General features: G+C 70.5%; 23 protein-coding genes. 11 read left to right on the top strand and 12 right to left on the bottom strand.

The genetic code is table 11. The features are described 5' to 3' along the window. Nucleotides 1-64 precede the first annotated feature (64 nt). Entirely contained in the window at nucleotides 65-511 is a 447-nt protein-coding gene (locus ACIBCK_RS18970) for a hypothetical protein (protein ID WP_399391632.1), read from the top strand. 3 nt (nucleotides 512-514) lie between these two features. Here ACIBCK_RS18970 and ACIBCK_RS18975 read toward each other — a convergent pair whose 3' ends face one another. Next, the gene (locus tag ACIBCK_RS18975) at nucleotides 515-1606 is read right to left on the bottom strand and encodes a phosphotransferase family protein (RefSeq protein ID WP_399391634.1); all 1092 of its coding nucleotides are present in this window, start codon (nucleotides 1604-1606) and stop codon (nucleotides 515-517) included. A 26-nt stretch (nucleotides 1607-1632) separates the two neighbouring features. Further along, complete coding sequence (locus ACIBCK_RS18980) at nucleotides 1633-2760, bottom strand: hypothetical protein (protein ID WP_399391636.1); 1128 nt, start codon at nucleotides 2758-2760, stop codon at nucleotides 1633-1635. A gap of 323 nt (nucleotides 2761-3083) precedes the next feature. Between ACIBCK_RS18980 and ACIBCK_RS18985 the strand changes: the two genes are divergently transcribed. Further along, the gene (locus tag ACIBCK_RS18985) at nucleotides 3084-3359 is read left to right on the top strand and encodes a hypothetical protein (protein ID WP_399392276.1); all 276 of its coding nucleotides are present in this window, start codon (nucleotides 3084-3086) and stop codon (nucleotides 3357-3359) included. Here ACIBCK_RS18985 and ACIBCK_RS18990 read toward each other — a convergent pair. Beyond that, nucleotides 3322-4497, bottom strand: coding sequence for an acyl-CoA dehydrogenase family protein (locus ACIBCK_RS18990; RefSeq protein WP_399391637.1), 1176 nt, complete (start codon nucleotides 4495-4497; stop codon nucleotides 3322-3324). The genes ACIBCK_RS18985 and ACIBCK_RS18990 overlap by 38 nt on opposite strands. Before the next feature lie 373 nt (nucleotides 4498-4870). On the opposite strand from ACIBCK_RS18990, the gene ACIBCK_RS18995 reads away from it, so the two are divergent. Then, the gene (locus ACIBCK_RS18995; protein WP_399391639.1) at nucleotides 4871-6115 is read left to right on the top strand and encodes a glycoside hydrolase family 18 protein; all 1245 of its coding nucleotides are present in this window, start codon (nucleotides 4871-4873) and stop codon (nucleotides 6113-6115) included. Nucleotides 6116-6195: 80 nt separating this feature from the next. Here the strand turns inward: ACIBCK_RS18995 and ACIBCK_RS19000 are convergent, their stop codons facing one another. Continuing rightward, entirely contained in the window at nucleotides 6196-6858 is a 663-nt protein-coding gene (locus tag ACIBCK_RS19000; protein WP_399391641.1) for a TetR/AcrR family transcriptional regulator, read from the bottom strand. 134 nt (nucleotides 6859-6992) lie between these two features. Here ACIBCK_RS19000 and ACIBCK_RS19005 point away from each other — a divergent pair, with 134 nt between their 5' ends. The 3 genes from ACIBCK_RS19005 to ACIBCK_RS19015 are packed head-to-tail and all read left to right on the top strand — an operon-like array spanning nucleotide 6993 to nucleotide 9627. Further along, entirely contained in the window at nucleotides 6993-7649 is a 657-nt protein-coding gene (locus ACIBCK_RS19005) for a DUF6230 family protein (RefSeq protein ID WP_399391642.1), read from the top strand. Continuing rightward, complete coding sequence (locus ACIBCK_RS19010) at nucleotides 7640-8716, top strand: DUF6114 domain-containing protein (RefSeq protein WP_399391644.1); 1077 nt, start codon at nucleotides 7640-7642, stop codon at nucleotides 8714-8716. The genes ACIBCK_RS19005 and ACIBCK_RS19010 overlap by 10 nt, the downstream gene beginning before the upstream one ends. Then, on the top strand, nucleotides 8713-9627 hold the full coding sequence (locus tag ACIBCK_RS19015) for a hypothetical protein (RefSeq protein WP_399391646.1): 915 nt from the start codon (nucleotides 8713-8715) through the stop codon (nucleotides 9625-9627). Before ACIBCK_RS19010 ends, ACIBCK_RS19015 begins: the two co-directional genes overlap by 4 nt. On the opposite strand, the gene ACIBCK_RS19020 is transcribed toward ACIBCK_RS19015, so the two are convergent. After that, on the bottom strand, nucleotides 9605-9766 hold the full coding sequence (locus ACIBCK_RS19020) for an SCO1431 family membrane protein (protein WP_399391648.1): 162 nt from the start codon (nucleotides 9764-9766) through the stop codon (nucleotides 9605-9607). The genes ACIBCK_RS19015 and ACIBCK_RS19020 overlap by 23 nt on opposite strands. 267 nt (nucleotides 9767-10033) lie before the next feature. Between ACIBCK_RS19020 and ACIBCK_RS19025 the strand changes: the two genes are divergently transcribed. The 3 genes from ACIBCK_RS19025 to ACIBCK_RS19035 all read left to right on the top strand — a co-directional run bounded on the left by ACIBCK_RS19025 (nucleotide 10034) and on the right by ACIBCK_RS19035 (nucleotide 12441). Further along, entirely contained in the window at nucleotides 10034-11548 is a 1515-nt protein-coding gene (locus ACIBCK_RS19025; protein WP_399391650.1) for a M1 family metallopeptidase, read from the top strand. 117 nt (nucleotides 11549-11665) lie between these two features. Further along, a complete protein-coding gene (locus tag ACIBCK_RS19030) occupies nucleotides 11666-11848 on the top strand; it encodes a hypothetical protein (RefSeq protein ID WP_399391652.1) in 183 nt (60 codons plus the stop codon). Between the two features lie 179 nt (nucleotides 11849-12027). Beyond that, the gene (locus ACIBCK_RS19035) at nucleotides 12028-12441 is read left to right on the top strand and encodes a hypothetical protein (RefSeq protein WP_399391653.1); all 414 of its coding nucleotides are present in this window, start codon (nucleotides 12028-12030) and stop codon (nucleotides 12439-12441) included. A 66-nt stretch (nucleotides 12442-12507) separates the two neighbouring features. On the opposite strand, the gene ACIBCK_RS19040 is transcribed toward ACIBCK_RS19035, so the two are convergent. Next, on the bottom strand, nucleotides 12508-13872 hold the full coding sequence (locus tag ACIBCK_RS19040) for a peptidase C39 family protein (protein ID WP_399391656.1): 1365 nt from the start codon (nucleotides 13870-13872) through the stop codon (nucleotides 12508-12510). 207 nt (nucleotides 13873-14079) lie between these two features. Here ACIBCK_RS19040 and ACIBCK_RS19045 point away from each other — a divergent pair, with 207 nt between their 5' ends. Both ACIBCK_RS19045 and ACIBCK_RS19050 read left to right on the top strand, forming a co-directional pair. Next, nucleotides 14080-14742, top strand: a complete 663-nt coding sequence (locus tag ACIBCK_RS19045) for a uridine kinase (protein WP_399391658.1) — start codon at nucleotides 14080-14082, stop codon at nucleotides 14740-14742. A 432-nt stretch (nucleotides 14743-15174) separates the two neighbouring features. Continuing rightward, nucleotides 15175-17046: an AAA family ATPase gene (locus ACIBCK_RS19050; protein WP_399392278.1), complete on the top strand. Its 1872-nt coding sequence runs from the start codon at nucleotides 15175-15177 to the stop codon at nucleotides 17044-17046. 27 nt (nucleotides 17047-17073) lie between these two features. Here ACIBCK_RS19050 and ACIBCK_RS19055 read toward each other — a convergent pair whose 3' ends face one another. From ACIBCK_RS19055 to ribH, 6 genes are all read right to left on the bottom strand, one after another. Then, nucleotides 17074-18150 carry a hemolysin family protein gene (locus ACIBCK_RS19055; protein WP_399391660.1) on the bottom strand — a complete coding sequence of 359 codons (1077 nt, stop codon included), beginning with the start codon at nucleotides 18148-18150 and terminating at the stop codon, nucleotides 17074-17076. Further along, the gene (locus ACIBCK_RS19060) at nucleotides 18147-19508 is read right to left on the bottom strand and encodes a hemolysin family protein (RefSeq protein ID WP_399391662.1); all 1362 of its coding nucleotides are present in this window, start codon (nucleotides 19506-19508) and stop codon (nucleotides 18147-18149) included. Before ACIBCK_RS19060 ends, ACIBCK_RS19055 begins: the two co-directional genes overlap by 4 nt. A gap of 198 nt (nucleotides 19509-19706) precedes the next feature. Continuing rightward, nucleotides 19707-20153: a PH domain-containing protein gene (locus ACIBCK_RS19065; RefSeq protein WP_399391663.1), complete on the bottom strand. Its 447-nt coding sequence runs from the start codon at nucleotides 20151-20153 to the stop codon at nucleotides 19707-19709. Between the two features lie 21 nt (nucleotides 20154-20174). Then, nucleotides 20175-21023, bottom strand: coding sequence for an ATP phosphoribosyltransferase (gene hisG / locus ACIBCK_RS19070; RefSeq protein WP_399391665.1), 849 nt, complete (start codon nucleotides 21021-21023; stop codon nucleotides 20175-20177). A gap of 53 nt (nucleotides 21024-21076) precedes the next feature. Then, nucleotides 21077-21349, bottom strand: a complete 273-nt coding sequence (locus tag ACIBCK_RS19075; RefSeq protein ID WP_055564821.1) for a phosphoribosyl-ATP diphosphatase — start codon at nucleotides 21347-21349, stop codon at nucleotides 21077-21079. A gap of 35 nt (nucleotides 21350-21384) precedes the next feature. After that, nucleotides 21385-21870: a 6,7-dimethyl-8-ribityllumazine synthase gene (gene ribH, locus ACIBCK_RS19080; protein ID WP_367039852.1), complete on the bottom strand. Its 486-nt coding sequence runs from the start codon at nucleotides 21868-21870 to the stop codon at nucleotides 21385-21387. Nucleotides 21871-21913: the final 43 nt, after the last annotated feature.

Consider the following 21913-nt stretch of genomic DNA (forward strand, 5'->3'; position numbering starts at 1 on the left):
CGGGAAGTGCTTGCTGTGGTCGAGGCCGCAGCGCCTTCTCGGCCCACCCAAGGGGGAGAATCCCATGCAGAACTTGAAGCGCCCCGGTCGCCCTGCCCGCAGCAAGCAGCAGCGCTCCGACGAATCCGCGTCCGCACCCGTATCGGAGGGCGTCGAACCGGCTGAGACCGAGTTCGACGCGTACGACACCTTCGAGATGTACCGGGTCACGTGCCCCGACTGCGCGCAGCCGATCGCGCTCCTGGCCGACGAGGACGTCCTGCCCGAGCACGCGCTCTGCGCCCAGCCGTGGAACCCGTTCGGGCTCACGGTGTGTGCGGGCACGGGACGCGCCGCGGCCGAGGCCGAACCCGCCGACGAGTCGATGGAGGCTCAGGAGCAGGACACTGCCCTGCTCCTGACGCTCCCTCAGGGACTCGACTGGCGGACGCAGCCCTTCTCGCACGTCGGCGGCCAGGGCTCGCGCCCGCTGCGCGTCGTGCCCCAGCCGGAACGGCGCTCCGCGGCCTGACGGCTACCAATAGCTGCCCTGCACCATGGCCGCCAGGCCGGCGTGGTGCAGGATCAGCGTGTCCGGGTCGTCGGGGACCGCGGCCTCGCCGAAGTGCACCTGCCGGTAGGCGACGCGCAGCATGACGATGGCGTGCCGCAGCGCCGCGTACAGCGTGTGGAAGTCCATCGACCGGGGTGTGTGGCCGGTGAGTTGGGTGTAGCGCTCCTCGATGTGGTCGCGGCGCAGGAAGCCGGGCAGGCCCTCCTGCCCGAAGCTCACCGTCAGGTCCTGGAAGAAGCGGTGCAGGTAGACCATCCAGCCGAGGTCCACCTCGCGCGGTGCGAGCGCCGCCATCTCCCAGTCCAGTACGGCCGCGGGGTCGAAGCCGTCGTAGATGACGTTCCCGATGCGGGCGTCACCCCAGTTGAGGACGGGCTCGCCCTCGTCGTGCGGCCACCACGCGTCGAGGCGGTCGAAGGCGCTCTCGATGAGGGGCGAGCGGGGCAGGCCGTCGACCACCCAGTCGTAGTAGGCGCGTTGGGCGGCCACGTGGCGGCGCAGTGGGCTGCCGTCGCCGGGCAGGGTCAGGAACTCGGCCTCCGCGGCGGGTACTTGGTCGTGGAGGTGGGCGATCAGCCGGATCGATGCTTCCTCCAGGTGCGCGCGTTCGGCGTCGCTCGCGGAGTGCAGCCAATTTCCCTCGTACGTATAGGGCATGACGTCCGGCGGCACGCGGCCCTCGACCCGTTCCATGACGAAGAAGGGCGCGCCGAGCGGCCCCGGGTCCTCCTCGAGCCACAGCACGCGCGGCACGGGCAGGTCGGTGCGCTCGGCGACGAGCCTCATCGTGCGGTGCTGCCGCGGCAGGTCGTAGACCGGGAAGATCGTGTACGCCGCCGGGTCCGCCGCCACGCGCAACGCGCAGGCCCGCAGGGGCGGTTCGGGGTGCTCGATGTCGAAGAGGAGGGTCTCGCTCGACATGCCGTTGGACTCGGGGACGCGCACGCCGGTGGCCTTGGCGCCGGGCAGCCGCGCGGCGAGCCAGGCGGTGAGCCTGCGCGCGAGTTCCTCCGGGTCACGGGTGGTGGTGCGGGGGCGGGGTGCTGTCGCCATCACGGACTCCTCTCAGCTGTGGAATCTCAGGGCGCGACCGAGTCGAAGCCGGTGAAGCCGCTCGGGTCGTGGCGGCCGAAGCTGCCGTGCTCGAAGATGCCGTACCCCGTCCGACCGTTGAGCGTGAAACGGGCGGCGTGGTCGATGACCCCGTACGCGGCCCGGGGGTGCGCCTTCGGGTCCGAGAGGTCGTAGTCACGGCGGTCGGTCCAGCCGCGTCCCTGCCACGTGCCGTGCTGCCAGTCGTCCGCGGGCGGATAGCCGGCCCCCACGGCGAGCGGCAGGGAGGCGAGGACCTCCACGCCGAGCTCCAGGGGCTTGCGGTCGTCGGGGTCGGTGAGATGGATGACGGCGCGCTCGGGGTGCCGGGTGCCGGAGCGGTAGGTGATGTCGGCCTGGGGCCACCCGAGTTGGCGGTCGCGCTCCCCGGGGCGTACGAGCGTGGCATCGTTGAGGGTGCGGTAGCCGTCCGCGTCCTCCTGGGCGATGACCATGAGGAAGCGGTCGTCGAAGCGCACCGGGCTCCAGATCCAGTGGAAGCCCTCGGTGCCGAACTCGTCCTCCAGACGCCCGCGTTCCTCGCCGGGTATGGGCCGCACGCCCCAGCTGCGGTCACGGGTGGCGGTCCACTCCCCCGCCGCGACCGGTATGTCATCGCCGCCGACGCGGATCGTGCCCGCGCAGCCGCCCGCCTGGACGAAGCGGCGCCCTTCGAGGGAGAGCCGGTCGCCGCGCCGCTGGATGTGGTGCGGCTCCCACAGGGCGGGGAAGGAAGCGGTCCACGTGATGTCGTACGAGAGGGAGTCCGGGTCGTCCGGGTCGGCGGCGCACCTCAGGCGCAGCCGCCGCAGCGGTTCCTCGACGGTGATGGTCAAGGGGCCGACGGAGAGGTTCATCCGATCGTCGCCGAGCGCGTCGGAGGCGCGTACGGCGTGGAGCGTATCTCCCCTGCGCAAGGTGGCGTAGGCGTCGATGACACCGACGTTCGGATAGACGCCGAGGCCGAGGATGAGGAGTGAACGGCCCTCGTGGTCGAAGATGTGGAAGATGCAGCGGTCGTAGGCGTTGCGGTCGCCCGTCGCGACCTGCTTCATGGACAGCGGCACCTGATGGATCGGGTACTCGTCGAGCGGGACGGGACGGTCGTCTGCCACGGCAAACCTCCCTGGGCGCACGGCAGTTGACGGGCACAGGGCGGATCCCGTGCCCCCGGCGCGGAGTTGACGGTACGTCAGGGAAGGTGACGGATCCAGACACGTGTCAGCCCGCGTTCAGGGAGCCGCGGGCCCGCCCGCAGCACGGCATGGAGGGGCGACACAGGCCTGCGCCTCCGGGCCCCGCACGGGGTTGCCGCGAACGGACGCTCGAATGTGAAGGGCGGTGACCTGTCCCCCGTGCCGCGCGTTGGCCCTGTATGACCACCCCCACGCCGATGCCCATGGCGCCCCCGCCGACCGGCCGCCGCAGGCGCACCCTCCTGACGGCTCCCCCGTCCCCCGCAGAATCGGTTCCCCAGCGACCTCAGCAGCCACATCCCCAGCCGCACCAGCAGCCGTACCAGCCGCCCCCGCCCCAGCCACAGCCGCCGCACCTCCAGGATCCGCCCATCTACCGCGCCCTGATCCGGAGCTGGGCCGAGCGGGGCAAGACCCTGCCGGGGCGCCACGACCCGGAGTGGGTGCGGCTCGCGGCGCCTCCGGTCAGGCTCGGCCAGTTCAGCGCGTCTCGGGACCCGCGAGGTGACGGGCGATGACCATCCGCTGGATCTGATTGGTGCCCTCGACGATCTGCAGCACCTTCGCCTCGCGCATGAAGCGCTCCACGGGGAAGTCCGCGGTGTAGCCATAGCCGCCGAGGACCTGTACGGCGTCCGTCGTGACCTTCATCGCGGCGTCCGTGCACATCAGCTTGGCCATGGCCGCCTGCTTGGAGAACGGCCTGCCCGCGTCGCGCAGCCGCGCCGCCGACAGATAGAGCGCCCGGCCCGCCTCGATCTGCGTCGCCATGTCCGCGAGCATGAAGCGAAGGCCCTGGAAGTCCGCGATCGGCCGCCCGAACTGCCGCCGCTCGGTGGCATAGCGAAGCGCCTCGTCGAGTGCCGCCTGCGCCACGCCGATCGCACAGGCCGCGATGCCGAGCCGCCCCGAGTCGAGCGCGGAGAGCGCGATCGCGAAGCCCTGGCCCTCCTCGCCGATGCGGCGGGCGTCGGAGACCCGTACCCCGTCGAAGTTGATCTGGGCGGTGGGCGAGCCCTTCATCCCCATCTTCTTCTCGGGCACCGCCGCGTTCAGCCCTTCGGCGTCGCCCGGCACCAGGAACGCGGAGATGCCGCGAGCGCCTTCGCCGCCGGTGCGGGCGAGGACGGTGTAGAAGTCGGCGACTCCGCCGTGCGTGATCCACGCCTTCGTGCCGGTGATCACCCAGTTGTCGCCATCACGGACAGCCTTCGTCCGCAGGGAGGCGGCGTCCGATCCCGAGGCCGGCTCGGAGAGGCAGTACGCCCCGAGCAGTCCGCCGCCGAGCATCGCCGGCAGGTGCTCGGCCTGCTGCTCCTTGGTGCCGTAACCCGCGAGCGCATGACAGGACAGGGAGTGGACGCTGACGCCGAGACCGACGGTGAGCCGGGCCGCGGCGAGCTCTTCGAGGACCTGGAGATAGACCTCGTACGGCTGGTCGCCGCCGCCGAACTCGGAGGCGTACGGAAGCCCGAGCAGTCCGGATTCGGAGAGGAGGGCGAAGACCTCGCGCGGGAAGCTTCCGGCGTCCTCCTCCTCGGCCGCGCGGGGAGTGATCTCCCGCTGGACGAGGTCACGGACGAGCGAGAACAGATCCCGCGCCTCGTCCGTGGGCAGCTGACGGTCCACCGGCTGCTGCAAGCTTCGCTCAGGCACGATCGCATCCTCCCTTTCGGCACTGCGGCGGGCCCGCGGGGTAGTGCGGCGCCACCGTGTCTCACGCCCGGCCGATGGCGCGCTTCCGGGTCGCGGAAGGTGCTGTGACCAGCGGCTCTGGCGCGTTGAGTATGCCCGATCGGCGGCGGCCAGTCACTAGTTAACGACCGCTTACTCAAAAGATAACCGACGCCTGCAAGAGGGGGGCTCGGAATTGGTCCGAACCATTGACCCCACTGGTCTAGTCCTCCTAGAGTCCAGCCGAGCGCCTTACCGCGTTCATGCCAATTCAAGATTCACGGATGTCCCCCATGGCGTCCGCAGGTCAACAGCACCACGCCCCCATGCGCCCTCTCCCCCACGAGGAGAAACGATGCTCGGACCGCACCTCCCCCGCGCCCCCTTCCGGGCGCTCGTCGCCACCGCGTGTTGTGCCGTGCTCGGCGGCGGTCTGCTCGCCGGCGCGGGCACCGCCACCGCCGGACAGGACAAGGACTCCGCGACGAAGGCCGCAGCCGGCTCCAAGGTCGTCGGATACTTCACCGAGTGGGGTACCTACGACCGGAACTACCACGTCAAGAACGTCGAGACGTCCGGCTCCGCCGACAAGCTCACGCACATCAACTACGCCTTCGGCAACGTCCAGGGCGGCAAGTGCACGATGGGCGACGCCTATGCGGCGACCGACAAGGCGTACACCGCGGACCAGTCGGTCGACGGCGTCGCCGACACCTGGGACCAGGAACTGCGCGGCAACTTCAACCAGTTGCGCAAGCTCAAGAAGGCCCACCCCGACCTCAAGGTCCTGTGGTCCTTCGGCGGCTGGACCTGGTCCGGCGGCTTCACCGAGGCGGCCAAGAACCCGGCCGCCTTCGCCCAGTCCTGCTACGACCTGGTCGAGAACTCCAAGTGGGCCGATGTCTTCGACGGTATCGACATCGACTGGGAGTACCCCAACGCGTGCGGTCTGACCTGTGACACCAGCGGGCTCGCGGCGTACAAGGACCTGATGTCCGCGGTGCGTTCGAAGTTCGGCGGCGACCGTCTCGTCACCGCGGCGATCCCGGCCGACGCGGAGGAGGGCGGCAAGATCGACGCCGCCGACTACGCGGGGGCGGCCCAGTACGTCGACTGGTACAACCCGATGACGTACGACTACTTCGGCGCCTGGGAGGCGAAGGGACCGACCGCCCCGCACTCGCCGCTGAAGACGTACCAGGGAGCGCCCAAGGCGAACTGGAACACCGACGCCACCATCAAGAAGCTCCAGGGCCTCGGCATCCCCTCCGAGAAGCTGCTCCTCGGCATCGGCTTCTACGGCCGCGGCTGGACGGGCGTCACGCAGAAGGAGCCCGGCGGTACCGCGACCGGGCCCGCGGCGGGCAAGTACGAGGCGGGGATCGACGACTACAAGGAGCTGAAGACCAAGTGCCCGGCCAACGGCACGGTCGGCGGGACCGCGTACGCGCACTGCGGGACCAACTGGTGGAGCTATGACACCCCGGCGACCATCGCGGGGAAGATGGACTACAAGAACCAGGCGGGCCTCGGCGGCACCTTCTTCTGGGAGCTGAGCGGCGACACGGCGAACGGCGAGCTGATCAAGGCCATCAACTGATCCGTCGTACGCGTGAGTTGGGGGCGGGGGCCGCAGGGCTCCCGCCCCTTCCTCATGAGCGCGGGTTCATGAGCGCGGGTTCATGACCGTGGCGGAGCCGGGAAGGACGGCTCGAACTCCTCGATGACGCGCAGTGTGTCGCCGAGCGTCCGCACGAGAAGATCGCACACGGTCTCGCGCGACAGGCCACGGCTGCCGATCCAGTCGAGCGCGACGCCCTCGACGCTGCACAGCCAGCCGAGCAGCGCGGTGCGCGCGAGCTCGGGGATGTCGCGACGGCCGTACGCCCCGTCGGCGATCGCCCCGATCAGGGCCTCGCGCACACCGTCGCGTATGGCGTGCACCTCGGCGTCGAAGCCGACACCGCCGCTGATGATGGTGCGGTACGCCGCCTGGTGGTGCTCGGCGTAGCGCAGGTAGCCGTCGATGGTCCTGTGCACCCGCTCCACGGGCGGCAGATCGTCATGGCGTCCGGCGCGCGCGACCAGCTCCGCGACCGAGTCCTCGATGATCGCGAGGTAGTAGCCGCGCTTGGACTTGAAGTAGTAGTAGATCAACCCCTTGGCGACGGAGGCCTGTTTGGCGATGTCGTCCATCGAGAGCGCGTCGTACGACGTGTCGGCGAACAACTTCCGCCCGATGCTGATGAGTTCGGCGCGGCGCGCCACGGATCGGTCGGTGCCGCGCGCCTGCGGCCGGGCGTCCGCGGGACGGTCGGTGCCGCGCTGTTGACTATTATTCAATTTCGGCCCTAGTCTCCAACTGCCTTGGGTATGCGCAGTATGGCAGAAGCACGCCACCTGCCGTTTCCGCGCCCGAAGGGGCTCATCCACGCACTCCCCCTACGCACATGGACCGCCGTACGGGAGGAAGACTCATGAGCGCAGCGCGTACCCCTCTCCGCGAGGACAGAACCTCGGCACGTGAGGGCAGAACCTCGGCACGTGAGGGCAGAACCTCCTGGAAGAAGACGGCTGTCGTGGCCCTGCCGGCCGTCCTGGCCGTCGGCGCGATGGCCTCCGTGATGGCCGAGGGGGCGCTCGCCGCATCCTTCGCCGTCTCCGGCACCAGCTTCCAGGTGTCATCCGGCAAGCTCACCAGCGAGGGCCTGTCCTCCTACGTACAGACCGACCGGGACATCGACGGCAAGGGGCACCCGGTGGCGCTCCTGGGGATCGGCGACGCGACCCTGTCCGACATCTGCCAGGCGGCGGAGGTCAAGACGCCGGTGGGCAACGTGGTGTTCAAGCTGACCGCGGGCGGCTCGGCGGGCAATGTCACCGCCAGCAACCTCATCATCGACGGCGAGGACCTGAAGGGCGACGCACGCTTCGGCACGGCGGAGATCGGCCGGGACGCGTCGACTCTCGACGAGGTGCCCGGGGTCCAGGGCGAGAAGGGGAAGTTCGGGCTGCAGGCCGGTGACATCACCGTCTCCGGGGTGAAGTCCAACGCCTGGTCGGCGACCGGCGGTAACTTCCGGCTCAAGGGCATGAAGGTCGATGTCAGCATCGGCGGCAAGAAGTGCTTCTGACCGGCGGCCGCAGAGCCGGAGTCAGAGCGTGGGGCAGGGACGGCGGCGGGTGGCTCGACCAGCGGCTGCCGCTGCCGGAAGCCCGCAGGGTGCTGCGCAGGTGGCGGCGCACCCGGCCCTTCTGGGGCGGCCTGCTGCTGGTCCTGGGCGGCGCCGAGCTGCTCCTCGTGCCGCTGTCGCCGCTGACCGTCCTGGTCAGCCTGGGGCTCGGCGGGCTCGCGGCGATCGGCATCGGGCTCGCCCTCATCGCTGCCGGGATCTTCCTGTGGCTGCTGCCGCACGCCCACCACTACGTGAGCGTCAACGCCCTGATCCTGTCGGTGCTTTCGTTCGCGGCCACGAATCTCGGCGGGTTCCTGGTGGGCATGGTGCTCGGCATCGTCGGCAGCGCGATGGGCTTCGGGTGGACGCCGGTGCCCGAGGAGGACGCGGAGGATCCTGAGCGGCCGAAGGTGCGGGACGGCCAGGGCACGCGGACGCTCGGTGTACTGCTTCCGGTGGTCATCGTGGGGGCGACGCTGTGGGGTGGGGCTCCGGCGAAGGCGGCTCCCGGTGACGCGATCGGGGCGGCGGCCGGTCGGGCCGCCGTGGCCCCGTCCGGCCAGGAGATCGTGGCGGCGCCCGGCCAGGAGATCGTGGCGGCGCCCGGCCAGGAGATCGTGGCGGCGCGGACCCCGCCGACGGTCACCACCACGCTCTTCTCGCCGAAGGGATTCCTGCTGGCCGGCGTGCGCGAGATCCCCACGGCTGACGGGCCGTTGAAGGTCATGGTGCTGAAGATGAAGGCCGCGTCGCTCACCGACTACCGGCTCAAGACACGCGACGGGAGCGAGGAACTCGCCCTGGGCGCCGACACCTTGGACCTCAGCGGTTCGGTCACGCTCTATCTGACCAAGTTCAAGGGCTGCCTGGAGGGGCTGCTCTGTCTGACCTTCACACCCGACAAGCTGCCGGTGCCGCCCATCGTGCCGCCATTCGTCTTCATGACCGACGTACAGGCCGAACAGGCCCTGGTCACCTCGGACTTGATCGTCGCGGGCGGGCTCACCCTGAAGGCTTCGGCATGATCCAGATCCAGGCCGCCCTCTTCTGGGCGTACGCGATCGGCGCGACGTTCGCGCTGTCCGCGGCCCGGCAGCTCCAGGTGTGGGAGCGGATCAACGCGGGCGAGGGGCCGCGCACGCGCAGCCGCGCGGCCAATCCGTACCTCGCGCTCACGGCACTCTTCGCGGCGGTTCTGATGGTGCCGACGGGTCTGTTCCTGATGTGGCAGAACCCCGCGTGGGCGACCATGCACGTCGCCGACGGGCACGAGGGCGTGTGGGCGGGGTTCGTGCTCTTCTACGCGGGCGGGCTGCCCGTGGCCGCGATCCTCGGGTTCCTGGTGGCGCAGGGGCTCGTCCTGGTGGGGGCGGGCTACTGGGCGTATCTCCAGTGCGTGGGCGGCTACTTCCTGCTGTTCGGGATGCTGGTCCACGGCTGGGACGGCAGGGGGTACGAGCGGTTCCTCTCTCCCGGCGCGCGGGACTTCGCGGGCTGGCGGCGGGACAGCGTGCTCAACCACGTACTGGACTTCCTGACGTCCGGAACGTTCCTCGCGCTGCTGGTCTTCGGCGCGGCCGTGATCGGCACCATGCTGCTGACGGAGATCGGCTGGCTGATGGAGGGCTGGTCGCTGCCCGGCGCGGACGAGGACCGCAAAGTGCACCGGTTCCTGGCGATCGCCATCGCGGCGGCCGGGGTCTACGGCCTGCCGTTCGTCGGCGCGCTCGTCGCGAGCGTCCTCGTCCGCGTCCTGGGCGGGTGGCTCGGTCTGCCGCTGTTCGCCGTCATCGCAGGGCTGACGCTGCTGTCGCGGCGGTCACCCGTGCGATGGCTGTACGGCCTGGTGGGAGTGCCGAACCGGCACTGGCGAGCGGGCCTCGACCTGAACCAGGGCGGCTACGAGACCGGGGTCACAGCAGACCGGTCTGCGTGACGAGCATCGCGAGGACGACGACGAGCGTCCATCCCAGGACGTGCTCGAGCACCTTCGGGCCGTCTTCCTTGGGGCCGCCGGTGCGCGTGGTCGCCCGGGGCTGTGCGGTGGCAGTGGCTGTGGCTGTGGCAGCGGTCATGGCATCACTCGATACGTATGCGTCGCGCCTCTGGACGCGACGTCCGGCAACGGACTCCCCCCACTGACCCCACCACCTTGCCATCGGATTCCGCCGTCGCGGGCGAGAGCTTGGTCACTCACCGCCCGGATCCCGTGCAACTCGGGCCGAGTGCCGTGCGTCTCACTACGAGCGGTGGGGCACATCCCCGGGCGCAGCTGTCTGGGGCCCACCCCAGGCGCACCCCCGCCGACTCGTCCGCGCAACCTTCTGACCGAAAGGTTTCCGATGAGCACGCACCGGACGCACCGGCCGTACCGGACGCCCCGCCGCAGAGCGCGGCTCGCCCTCGCGGCCGCCGTCACCGTGACGGCGGCCCTCACCGGGACGGTGTCGCAGGCCGCGCCGCCCACCCCCGGGAAGCCCGCGCCGGGGACGCCCTCACCCGGTGCGGCCGGCCTGGGCGACCCGATGTTCCCGCTGGACGGGAACGGCGGGTACCGCGTCGAGCGCTACACCCTCGACTTCGACTGGCAGGCCCCGAGGACGCCGTTCGAGGCCACGGCGACGATCAAGGCGACCGCCACCCAGTCGCTCTCCCGCTTCAATCTGGACTTCGGGGGCAACACCCTGCACGGCGTGCAGGTCGACGGCTCGACCGCGCGCACGTCCCGCGCCGGGGACGAGCTGACGGTCACGCCCAAGTCCCCGATCGCGAAGGGCCGTTCGTTCACCGTCAAGGTGACGTACACCGCCGACCCGACGCAGACGCGGCACCGCGACGACGCCATCGAGGACTACGGCTGGATCCCCACCGCCGACGGCACCGTGGTCTATCCGCAGCCGAACGGGGCCCGGTTGATCTTCCCTGCGAACGACCACCCCAGCCGGCGGGCGCCGATCACCTTCCGCATCACCACGCCGAAGGATCTGACGGCAGTGGCGAACGGGAAGCTGGTGGACCGCACGGAACGCCCCGGTGACCGGGTGCGCTGGACGTACGACTCCGAACAGCCGCTGTCCACACAGCTGGTGCAGCTGGCGGTCGGCAAGTTCAAGCTGGTCGAAGGCAAGGGTCCCGGCGGCCTGCCCCTCCGAGACGTGGTCCCGGACGCGCTGGTCGAGCCGACGGCGGAGTACCGCAAACTCACGCCCGGCCACCTCACATGGCTCCAGGAGAAGCTCGGCCCCTACCCCTTCAACCGCTACGGCCTCCTGGTCGGCGACACGGACCTGGCCGTCGCCCTGGAGACCCAGACGCTCTCCCTCATCCCGAAGGCGGACCTGCTCGGCACGAAGGTCGACGCCGAGCGGAACATGGTGCACGAGCTGACCCACCAGTGGTTCGGCGACAGCGTGGCCCTGAAGAGCTGGTCCGACCTGTGGGTGAGCGAGGGGCACGCCCGCTTCTACGAGCGGATGTACTCCGAGGAGCACGGCGGCGACAGCTTTGAGGCCGCCATGAAGACGGCGTACGCCGCGCACGACCAGTGGCGCCACGACTTCGGCGCCCCCGCCGAACCGACCGAGCCGAACCTCTTCAAGCGCATGCGGTACGACGGCTCGGCCCTGGTCCTGTACGCGCTGCGGGAGCAGGTCGGCAACGCGAAGTTCGAGAAGATCGAGCGGGCGTGGGTGACCGGCTTCCGCGGGAAGACGGCAAGCACCCAGCAGTTCATCGACCTGGCGTCGAAGACCGCGGGCGAGGACCTGGAAGGCTTCCTGCGGCCATGGCTGTACGGCTCGAAGACACCGCCCATGCCGGGGCACCCGGACTGGGTGGTGGATCCGGTCCAGGGCTGAGGCACATCCGTCATCTGGCGGCGGCGTTCGTGTGAAGAACGCCGCCGACCGCCGGTGCGACGGATTCCATGAGCACTCCAGGTCTACGTTGGGATTCCCGCCGAACTGGGAGGTCTCATGTCGGACGACGAGGACGTAGCGCGAGAGCGGAGACGTCCACCGCTGCTGGGCACGGAGATGCGCGAGGCGACACTGCCGGACGGCACCCACGCGGTGCTCGTCGTCCAGGCGGGCACACCCCAGGACGAGGTCGACGAAAAGGCGGCCCGCATGCGACGGGGCACATCCGACGCGAAGTAGCCCAGCAGCAACCCTTTGGGCACACGCCGGCCCCTCCCGAACGAACGGGAGGGGCCGTCGCCATGGCCGATGACCGGCTCGGCCTCGTCGGCTACGATCCCCGGAAGTTTCGCCTGGGCCGGGACGGACGGGGTGCGTGGTGCACCGCTCCCCTCCCCGCTTCACTCCGAGGGACGACCATGGACCTGTACTCAGCGCAACGCATCGCCGAGGCCGAAGCCGCCCGCACCGGACTCGGCACCGGCCCCAACCGGCGCCTCCGGCTGACCTTGCTCATCGGGATGCCCCTCTTCCTGCCGGTGTTGGGGATCATGATCCTGGTACCGAAGTCCCTGATGCACGAGGTCCTTTACGTCTACGAGGCCGGGATCGTCGCCTGCCTCCTGCACTACGCCTGGGTCTTCACGAAGTACCCCCGCCGCGCGAGCCGTCCGCCCTACCTCACCCGGGATCTGGCCATGGGCGGCGGCTTCTTCCTGCCCGCGATGTTCTTCGGTTTCTGGCCGGGCATGATCGCCGCCCCGGCGTGGGCTCTCTTCGTCGGTGTCGCCTATGCCGTGGAGGGGATGCGGGAGCGAAGCGGCCCCCGCTGAGGGCTCACCGCGCTCGCGTGGCGTCGGCCCCCTTTCCGGCTGTGGAGAGGGGGCCCTTTCGTGGTCCTAGTGGATTCCCACCTCTGCCAGCGCCGCGTTCTGCTTCGCCGAGAGCTTCGTCGGGAAGTACAGGTAGCAGACGCCTCCCGTGCCGGAGACCACCTTGCCCGTGGAGTTGTAGCGCTTCGTGCGGAGCCAGATGTTCTCCCACTCGCGGCGCTTGTAGACGCGGCGCACCGCCTCGTTGCTCGGCGATGCCGGGTCGTTGGCGATCACGTCGCCCTTCGGCGTGAAGCCGATCACCGTCATCAGGTGGCCCGCCGTGCCGTAACCGGCGCCCGTCAGCTCCTCCTTGAGGAACGACTGCGACGTTATGGCCGGAATGCCCGCGGCGATCAGTGACTCCAGCTCCGTGAGCGAGGTGAGGCGGGTGACCACGGCCTGGAAGTCCTTGTACGTCGACGCGTAGGCCGCGTTGAAGGGCCAGTTGCCGCAGCCCGCGTACTGGTAGTCGAAGGTGTGGCGCGCCGCGTGGCACACCTGGGGGTCGGCGTACGACGGGTCGACCCAGGCGAGGTCCTCGGCGGTCGGCTTGCGGCCCCAGAACTCGATGATCATCTGCGAGGAGGTGGGGCTGCACCAGGCCTCGCCGCCGTTGTCGTACTCCGGATACTGGCCGACGTGGGTCTCCTGCGAGTAGCGCGGGACCGTCAGTTCCTTGGCGAGACCCGGCTTCGACGCCGGGACGGTGAAGCGGTCGGGGACGGCGGACGCCATCGCGCCGAGCCGCCACACGGTGGGGGTGTGGGTGGCGCCCGGCTTGCGGTACAGGGTCAGGCGCAGCTTGTACGAGACGAGGCGCAGGGACGTCGTCGTGTCGTCGATGGCGAAGGTGTCCGTCCAGATGCTCGACTTGCCGTCGCTCTGGTCGTCGACCGACGTACGGCGGATGTCCTTGTCCTTGTCGTCGCCCGACGTCCAGCGGCCGAGGACGTACCAGGGAGTCTTCGCCTTGTCCGAGTACGTTCCCTGGAGCTCGACCTGGAGCCACGTCCCGGCGGGTGTGCGGGCGTTCCAGGAGGCGATGACCTCCGTCGCGGGGACGGCGGGCCGGTGCACGGGCGAGGTCCACCGGGCGTACTCCCAGGTGGCGGTCTTGCCGGTGTGCGGATCGGCGTACTCGGTCGTGCCCGCGGCCTCGGCGATCTCCACGGCCGGGCGGGCCCCGGAGACGGCACGGGTGCCCTCGGCGGTGCCGGCGCCCCAGTCGGCGGACGAGGACCAGAAGCGGTTGCTCACCGGTCGCTTCGCGCGCGGGGCGCCGGCGAGGCCGCCCGACGCGAGTGCCGGGCTCGCGGTGGCGGCCAGTGCTGCCACGGCCGCGGCCGCGGTGAGGACGGTTCTGCGGGACATGTCATCAGCTCGGTCCATGGCTGGGACCCGCAGTCGACGCGGGTTTCCGGACGGGTCCGGAAGGGGCAGGTCAGGTGCACGGCGGTAGGCCAACTATGGCTGCTGCACGCCGACTTCTGCCAGCGCTTCGACCATCACCGCGTTCGTCAATATTGGCCTCGACCACTGGCGTGAGCTGCGACGGCGCGCGGAGCGAGGAATTCCGCACCCGTACGCTTGCCCGTGATGACCGCATACGCCACCGCACACGCCGCTCCCACTCCCCTGGCCCGCGTCGCAGCGGAGCTGCTGCGCCTGCCGCCCTCCTGCGGCCCGGTCCGCCTCGTCGCCGTCGACGGGCACGCGGGCTCCGGCAAGTCGACCTTCGCCGACCGCCTCGCCGACGCGCTGGGCGGCGCGCCCGTCCTGCGCCTCGACGACATCGCGAGCCACGACGCGCTGTTCGACTGGACGGAGCGGCTGCGGCGGCAGGTCATCGTGCCGCTCTCGCGCGGCGAAACGGCGCACTACGAGACGTACGACTGGCACGAGCGCCGTTTCGGGCCTGAGGTCCGCGCTCTGCCGCCGGCGCCGGTGGTCCTCGTCGAGGGGGTCGGCGCGGGCCGCCGCGCTCTGCGCCCGTTCCTGGCGCGACTGCTGTGGATGGAGCTGCCCCAGGACGAGGCCTGGGGCAGGGGGCGCCACCGGGACGGGGCGGTCCAGAGCGACTTCTGGGACGGATGGGAACCCGCGGAGCGCCAGCACTTCACGAAAGACCCTTCACGCCCCTTCGCTCAGTCTTTGGTGCGACAGTGCCGAGAGGGATATGAGGTGCTGCGAGGGCCGGATGAGGCGGATGCGCAGAGCCAAATTGTCACAGAGAGTGAGGGACCGGAGGCGATCCGCTGAACCTCCCGAAGAGCGCTCCCAGAAGTTCTCGCCAGTTTCCATGAGTGCCTCAACTCGGCTTGACCCAGGGCCCTTACAGGACTTACGTTCTGAATGTGCGGCCTTTCGGGGTCGCCCGCAGACGCGAAGCCCCCGGTTGTTCCCCCGTGATCGGGGGCTTCGTACTGCCCTCCGAGCGCGCATTCCGGACGCCGCGAGCCGCCTTTCGCTCACCCTCGGTGACGACGAGGCCCCCTTCCCCTGCCTGATCCCGCGCTGCGGCACCCTACGGCCGAGCACTCCCCCGCAGGTACGATGCCTTTCGGTGCGACTTACGGACGGCTGCTCCGCGCGCCGGTTCAACGTCCGTCCGCAGCACGGCGGTTCAGCGAAGTTGCCGACGGGCACCGGCCCGGCGGTACACAAACGGGGGCACGGTTTGTGGGGGACGTGATGGACTTCGACGCGGTGGGCTCACCCGCCCCGGCCGACCTCGCCTGGCTGAGGGGCGTCGACGCCTACACGATGGGCGCCTATCCGCAGGCGGAGGAGGAGTTCCGGGCCGCGGTGCGGATGGATCCGGGGATGGCCGACGGCTGGCTCGGACTGCACGCGCTGCGCATCGACACGACGACGGCACTCCTTCGGATGTTCCAGCACCGGGACCGGTTCGGGGAACAGCGCACCCGGCACGGGCGCACCCTCAACTCCTGGTACTGGCTGGGCTGGTGGGTGCAGCCCGTCCTGGAGAGCACACGTGACCTGCTGCTCGCGCACGCCTCGCACTGGCTGGACGGACGTCATGTCCCCGAGCTCGACCGGGCGTTGGCGGGACTGCCACCGGTCGACGCGGATCCGCAGGTGCGGTTCCTGCACGCCTGCCGCTCCTATCTGGTCAAGGACTGGGAGCAGTTGGTCCGGCACACGGACTCGCTGATCGACGACGCGATGCTGGGCATCGAGGCGGGCCTCTTCGGAGGCATGGCCCGTGTACGCCTGGAGATGTACGGCCAGGCCGAGCCGCTGCTCTCCGCCGCCCTGATGCGGTGCCGCAGCGAGCAGCCGCAGCGCAAGGAGCTTCGCTACTGGCTGGCCCGCGCGCACGAGGGCACGGGCCGCTCGGCGGCGGCCCTGCCGCTCTACCGCGCGGTGCACCGGGTGGACCCCTCCTTCATGGACACCTCCGCACGGCTCGCGGCGATCTCCGAGGGCGACGGGTACGACGAGGTCACGGACCTGGCGGCGATCGCCCTGACCGGCTTCGGGCAGGACGTGATGGACGGCCCCGACGGGATCGATCCGCTCTTCGGCACCGAAGGGCGCGACCTGAAGGTCACCGAGCCCGAACTGCCGTCCACCGGCGGCCCGTCCGCGACCGAATCGGTGCGCGAGAAGGCCGTGATCCCCATCCAGCCGGGGCTGCCGCAGCTCCCGCCGGGGCCCACCGACCCCGCGCTCCTGGAGGCCGCGCTCGCCGAACTGGAGGGGATGGTCGGCCTCGAACCCGTCAAGCGGCAGGTCAAGGCGCTCTCGGCGCAGTTGAACATGGCGCGCCTGCGGACCGCGCAGGGCCTGCCCGTGCAGCCGCCGAAACGACACTTCGTCTTCTCCGGCCCCTCGGGCACCGGCAAGACCACCGTGGCCCGCATCCTGGGGCGTGCGTTCTACGCGCTCGGCCTGCTCGGCGGCGACCATCTGGTGGAGGCGCAGCGGGCGGACCTGGTCGGCGAGTATCTGGGCCAGACCGCCGTGAAGGCCAACGAACTGATCGACTCGGCGATCGGCGGCGTCCTGTTCGTGGACGAGGCGTACTCCCTCTCCAACTCGGGGTACGGCAAGGGCGACGCGTACGGCGACGAAGCGCTCCAGGTGCTGCTCAAGCGTGCCGAGGACAACCGCGACCACCTGGTCGTGATCCTCGCGGGCTACCCCGAGGGCATGGACCGCCTGCTGGCCGCCAACCCCGGGCTCTCCTCCCGCTTCACGACCCGCGTGGATTTCCCCTCGTACCGCCCCCTGGAGCTCACCTCCATCGGCGAGGTCCTGGCCGCCGACAACGGAGATGTGTGGGACGAGGAGGCGCTCGACGAGCTGCGCTCCATCAGCGGGCACGTCGTCGACCAGGCGTGGATCGACGAACTGGGCAACGGCCGCTTCCTGCGCACGCTCTACGAGAAGAGCTGCGCCTACCGCGATCTGCGCCTGACCGGCTATTCCGGCGAACCGAGCCGTGACGACCTGTCGACGCTGCGGCTCCCCGACCTGATGCAGGCTTACGGCGAGGTGCTGTCGGGGCGAGGGCCGCAGAGCCCGCCGGGGATCTGACTCCCCGGGGACCCTGGGCCCCGCCGCTCACACCAGGGCGCCGTCCCGGGCCTCCTGAGGCCTGCGCGGTACCGCCACCCGGTGCGCCGGGTCGCGGACCTCGCCCACCAGCAGCTCCAGTACGTCCTCCAGGGCGACCAGGCCGAGCACCTTGCCCGACGCGTCGGCGACCTGTGCCAGATGCGTCGCGGCGCGGCGCATCACCGTCAGGGCGTCGTCCAGGGGGAGTTCGGCGCGCAGCGTCGTCATCGGGCGCCAGACCTGCTGCGGCACCGCGCGGTCCGGCTCCGTGCCGTCGGTCAGGTCGAGTACGTCCTTCACATGGAGGTAGCCCATGAAGGCGCCGTTCTCCGCACAGACCGGGAAACGGGAGTAACCGGTACGCCCGGTGAGTTCGATGACCTGCGCCGGGGTGACCCCGGCGCCGACCGTCACCAGCGAGGCCCGGTCGAGCAGGACGTCCGTCACCTGGCGCGAGCCGAGCTCCAGGGCGTCCTCCAGGCGCTCCTGCTCCTCGGGTTCGAGCAGCCCCGCCTGGCCCGAGTCGCCGACGAGGCGGTTGAGCTGCTCGCTGGTGAAGACGGCCTCGACCTCGTCCTTGGGCTCGACCCCGAAGAGTTTCAGGACGAGCCGCGCGCACGCCCCGAGCGCCACCGTGACCGGACGGCAGAGGCGGGCGAAGGCGACGAGGCCGGGGCTGAACCAGAGCGCGGTCTTCTCGGGGGCGGCCATCGCGAGGTTCTTCGGGACCATCTCGCCGACGACGAGGTGGAGGAAGACCACCACGGCGAGCGCGATGGCGTACCCGAGCGGATGGATCGCCCCTTCGGGGATGTGGGCCGCCGCGAAGACGGGCTCCAGGAGATGCGCGACGGTGGGCTCGGCGACCGCGCCGAGCGTCAACGAGCAGACGGTGATGCCGAACTGGGCGGCGGCCATCATCTGCGGCAGGTGCTCCAGGCCGTAGAGGACCTGGCGGGCCCGCTTGCCGCCCAGCGGTTCGATCTGGCTACGGCGTACGGAGACGAGCGCGAACTCGGCCCCGACGAAGAAGCCGTTCGCGAGGACGAGGAGCAGGGCGAACAGGAGTTGGAGCATGCTCATCGGGCGGCCTCCGCCACGCTCATGGCTTTCGCGGCCTCCGAGGCCTCCGAGGCCTCCGGGGTCCGCACGAGCCGTACCCGCGCGGCGCGGTAGTGGTCCACCTGGCGCACCGCGAGCCGCCAGCCCGGGAGCTCGGCCCGGTCACCGGGGGCGGGGATGCGGCCGAGCAGATCGGCGACGAGCCCCGCCACGGTCTCGTACGGCCCCTCGGGGACGTCGAGTCCGATGCGCTGGAGCGTGTCGACGCGGCAGCTGCCGTCGGCGTCCCACGCGGGCCGGCCGTCCTCGGCCGGTGCCGGGGCGATGTCGGGCAGGTCGAGCAGGTCGTGCTCGTCGCGGACCTCGCCGACGAGCTCCTCGACGATGTCCTCCAGGGTGACCACGCCGGCCGTGCCGCCGTACTCGTCGACGACGACGGCTATCGGCTGCTCGCTGCGCAGCTGTTCCAAGAGCTGCCGCACGGGCAGCGTCTCCGGGACCAGGAGCGGCGCCTGCGCGATGCGGCCGACCGGGGCCCGCAGGCGCTCGTGGGCCGGGACCGCGAGGGCGTCCTTGAGGTGCACCATGCCGACGATCTCGTCGATGCGCTCGCGGTAGACGGGGAAGCGTGAGAGCCCGGTGGCGCGGGTCAGGTTCACCACGTCCTCGGCGGTGGCCGACGTCTGCAGCGCGCTGACCTTCACCCGCGGGGTCATGACGTGCTGCGCGGTCAGCTCGCCGAGGGAGAGGGTGCGCACGAACAGGTCCGCGGTGTCCTGTTCGAGGGTGCCCGCCTGGGCCGAGTGCCGGGCGAGGGAGACCAGCTCACCGGGGGTGCGCGCCGAGGCGAGCTCCTCGGCGGGCTCGACACCGAACAGCCGCACGAGCCGGTTGGCCGTGGCGTTCAGGAGGGAGATCACGGGCCTCAGGAGGCGCGAGAACACATGCTGCGGGCCCGCGACGAACCGTGCGACCTGGAGCGGCTTGGACACCGCCCAGTTCTTCGGGACCAGCTCGCCGATCACCATCTGCACGGCGGACGCCAGGAGCATCCCCACGACCACGGAGACGCTCGGTACGGCGCCTTCCGGGAGGCCGGTCGCCGTGAAGGGGCCCGCGAGCAGATGCGCGAGCGCCGGTTCGGCGAGCATGCCGACCACGAGCGAGGTGATGGTGATGCCGAGCTGGGTGCCGGAGAGCTGGAAGGACAGCTCCTTCAGGGCGTCGACGACCGTACGGGCCCTTCGGTCGCCTTCGGCCGCGGCCTTCTCGGCGTCCGGGCGCTCCACGGTGACGAGTCCGAACTCGGCGGCCACGAAGAAGCCGTTGGCGAGAATCAGCAGGAATGCCGCCCCGAGAAGCAGCAGGGAAGTCGTCATGCCGCCGCCTCCCTGGTCTTGCCTGTCCCGGTATGTCGGGAGGGGGCGGCGCATGTACTACAGGACGAACCGTCCATCGCCGGAGGGAGTCACTCCTCGGGTAGCAGGAGCCCCTGTGGACCGGGCGGGCCCGACAGGGGCGGGGCGGCACACCTTGCGTGCCCCGCCACCAGATTAATCAAGACCTGGCCACAAACGTCAGCCCCGCGGCGAGCGGGCGTCGGCGAGGGCACGCAGCGAGCGGGCGTCGCTGATGGCCCGCTGCTTGGCGATGCCCGGCTGGATGCCCATGACGGGGAGGCTGGTGCCGTCACTGAGGTTCAGGAAGACCCACGGGTCGCCGGGCCGCAGATTGACCTGGACGATCTCGGCCCAGGCCAGGCGCCTGCTGGTGGCGATGTTGACGACGGTCACGCCGGACTCGTCGGCGACGACCTTGGGCCTGCTCAGGAGCATCAGGACACCGAGGAGCAGGACGCCGGTGAAGATGAAGCTGAGCCGCTCCCCCGGGCTGAGGCCCGGGATGAGCAGGGCGATCACCGTGAGGACCACGAGGATCGCGGCGCCGGCGGTGAGCAGGACGGCCCGGGTCCGGCTCGGACGGAAGGTCACGGGCAGGGCGGGGAGCTCGGGAAGCTCGGACATGAGGCGGGTTCTCCTGCCGGTTCAGAGGCGGCAGGCGTGGATGGCCGTGGTCAGGATGGCCCGCGCCCCGATGGCGTACAGGTCGTCCATGATCCGCTGGGCCTCCTTGGCCGGGACCATGGAGCGGACGGCGACCCAGCCCTCGTTGTGCAGGGGCGAGATCGTCGGCGACTCGAGGCCCGGGGTGAGGGCGACGGCCTGCTCCAGGTGCTCGGCCCGGCAGTCGTAGTCCATCATCACGTACGCGCGGGCGACCAGGACGCCCTGGAGGCGGCGCAGGAACTGCTGGACCTTGGGGTCGTCGGTGTCGGCGCCGGTGCGGCGGATGACGACCGCCTCGGACTTCATGATCGGCTCGCCGAACACTTCGAGGCCCGCGTTGCGCAGCGAGGTGCCGGTCTCCACGACGTCCGCGATGACCTGGGCGACGCCCAGCTCGATGGCCGTCTCGACGGCGCCGTCGAGGTGGACGACGGAGGCGTCGATGCCGCTGTCCGCGAGGTGCTTGGCGACGATGCCCTCGTACGAGGTCGCGACGGTCATGCCCGCGAGGTCCGCGATGGTGCTGGCCGTGCCCGGCTTCGCCGCGAAGCGGAAGGTGGAGCGGGCGAAGCCGAGCGGCAGGATCGTCTCGGCGTTCGCGCCGGAGTCGATCAGGAGGTCCTGGCCGGTGATGCCGATGTCGAGCTTGCCGGCCGAGACATAGATCGCGATGTCCTTGGGCCGGAGGTAGAAGAACTCGACTTCGTTGTCCGGGTCGACGAGGACGAGCTCCTTGGACTCCTTGCGCTGCTGGTACCCGGCCTCATGGAGCATCGCCGACGCAGGTCCGGACAGTGAACCCTTGTTGGGAACGGCGATGCGCAGCATGAGGACGGATTCCTTTGCGTTGATGGGGAGTTGGAGACGGTGGGGCGTACGGCTCAGAGGTGGGCGTACACGTCGTCGAGGGAGATGCCGCGGGCGACCATCATCACCTGAACGTGGTAGAGGAGCTGGGAGATCTCCTCGGCCGCGGCTTCCTTGCCCTCGTGCTCGGCGGCCATCCAGACCTCGGCGGCCTCCTCGACGACCTTCTTGCCGATGGCATGGACGCCCTTGTCGACCAGCTCGGCGGTGCGCGACGTGGCGGGGTCGCCGTTGGCGGCCTTGTGCTGGAGCTCGGTGAAGAGCTCCTCGAAAGTCTTCTTGGACATGATGTCGCTTACTTTACGCGGCTCCCCGGCCCCGCTCACCGCCAGGGTTCGGAGATCGTACGCAGCGTGGTCGCGGTGGCGACGGCCGCGGTGACCGCTTCGTGCCCCTTGTCCTCGCGGGAGCCCTCGATGCCCGCCCTGTCCAGGGCCTGCTCCTCGGTGTCGCAGGTGAGGACGCCGAAGCCGACGGGGACGCCGGTGTCGATGCTGACCTGGGTCAGGCCCTGGGTGACGCCCTGGCACACGTACTCGAAGTGCGGGGTTCCGCCGCGGATGACGACGCCGAGTGCCACGATCGCGTCGTAGCCGCGTCCGGCGAGGACCTTGGCGACGACCGGCAGCTCGAAGCTGCCGGGTACGCGCAGGACGGTCGGCTCGCTGATGCCGAGCTCGTGCAGGGCGCGCAGCGCGCCGTCGACGAGGCCGTCCATGACCTTCTCGTGCCACTGGGCGGCGATCACCGCGACCCGCAGGTCTCCGCAGTTCTTCACACTCAGTTCGGGTGCACCCTTGCCGCTCACGCGCTTCTCCTGGTTGTCGTGTGCCGGTACTTCTCGTAGGCCG

It is taken from the genome of Streptomyces sp. NPDC051218, from assembly GCF_044455475.1.
Classification (GTDB): domain Bacteria; phylum Actinomycetota; class Actinomycetes; order Streptomycetales; family Streptomycetaceae; genus Streptomyces.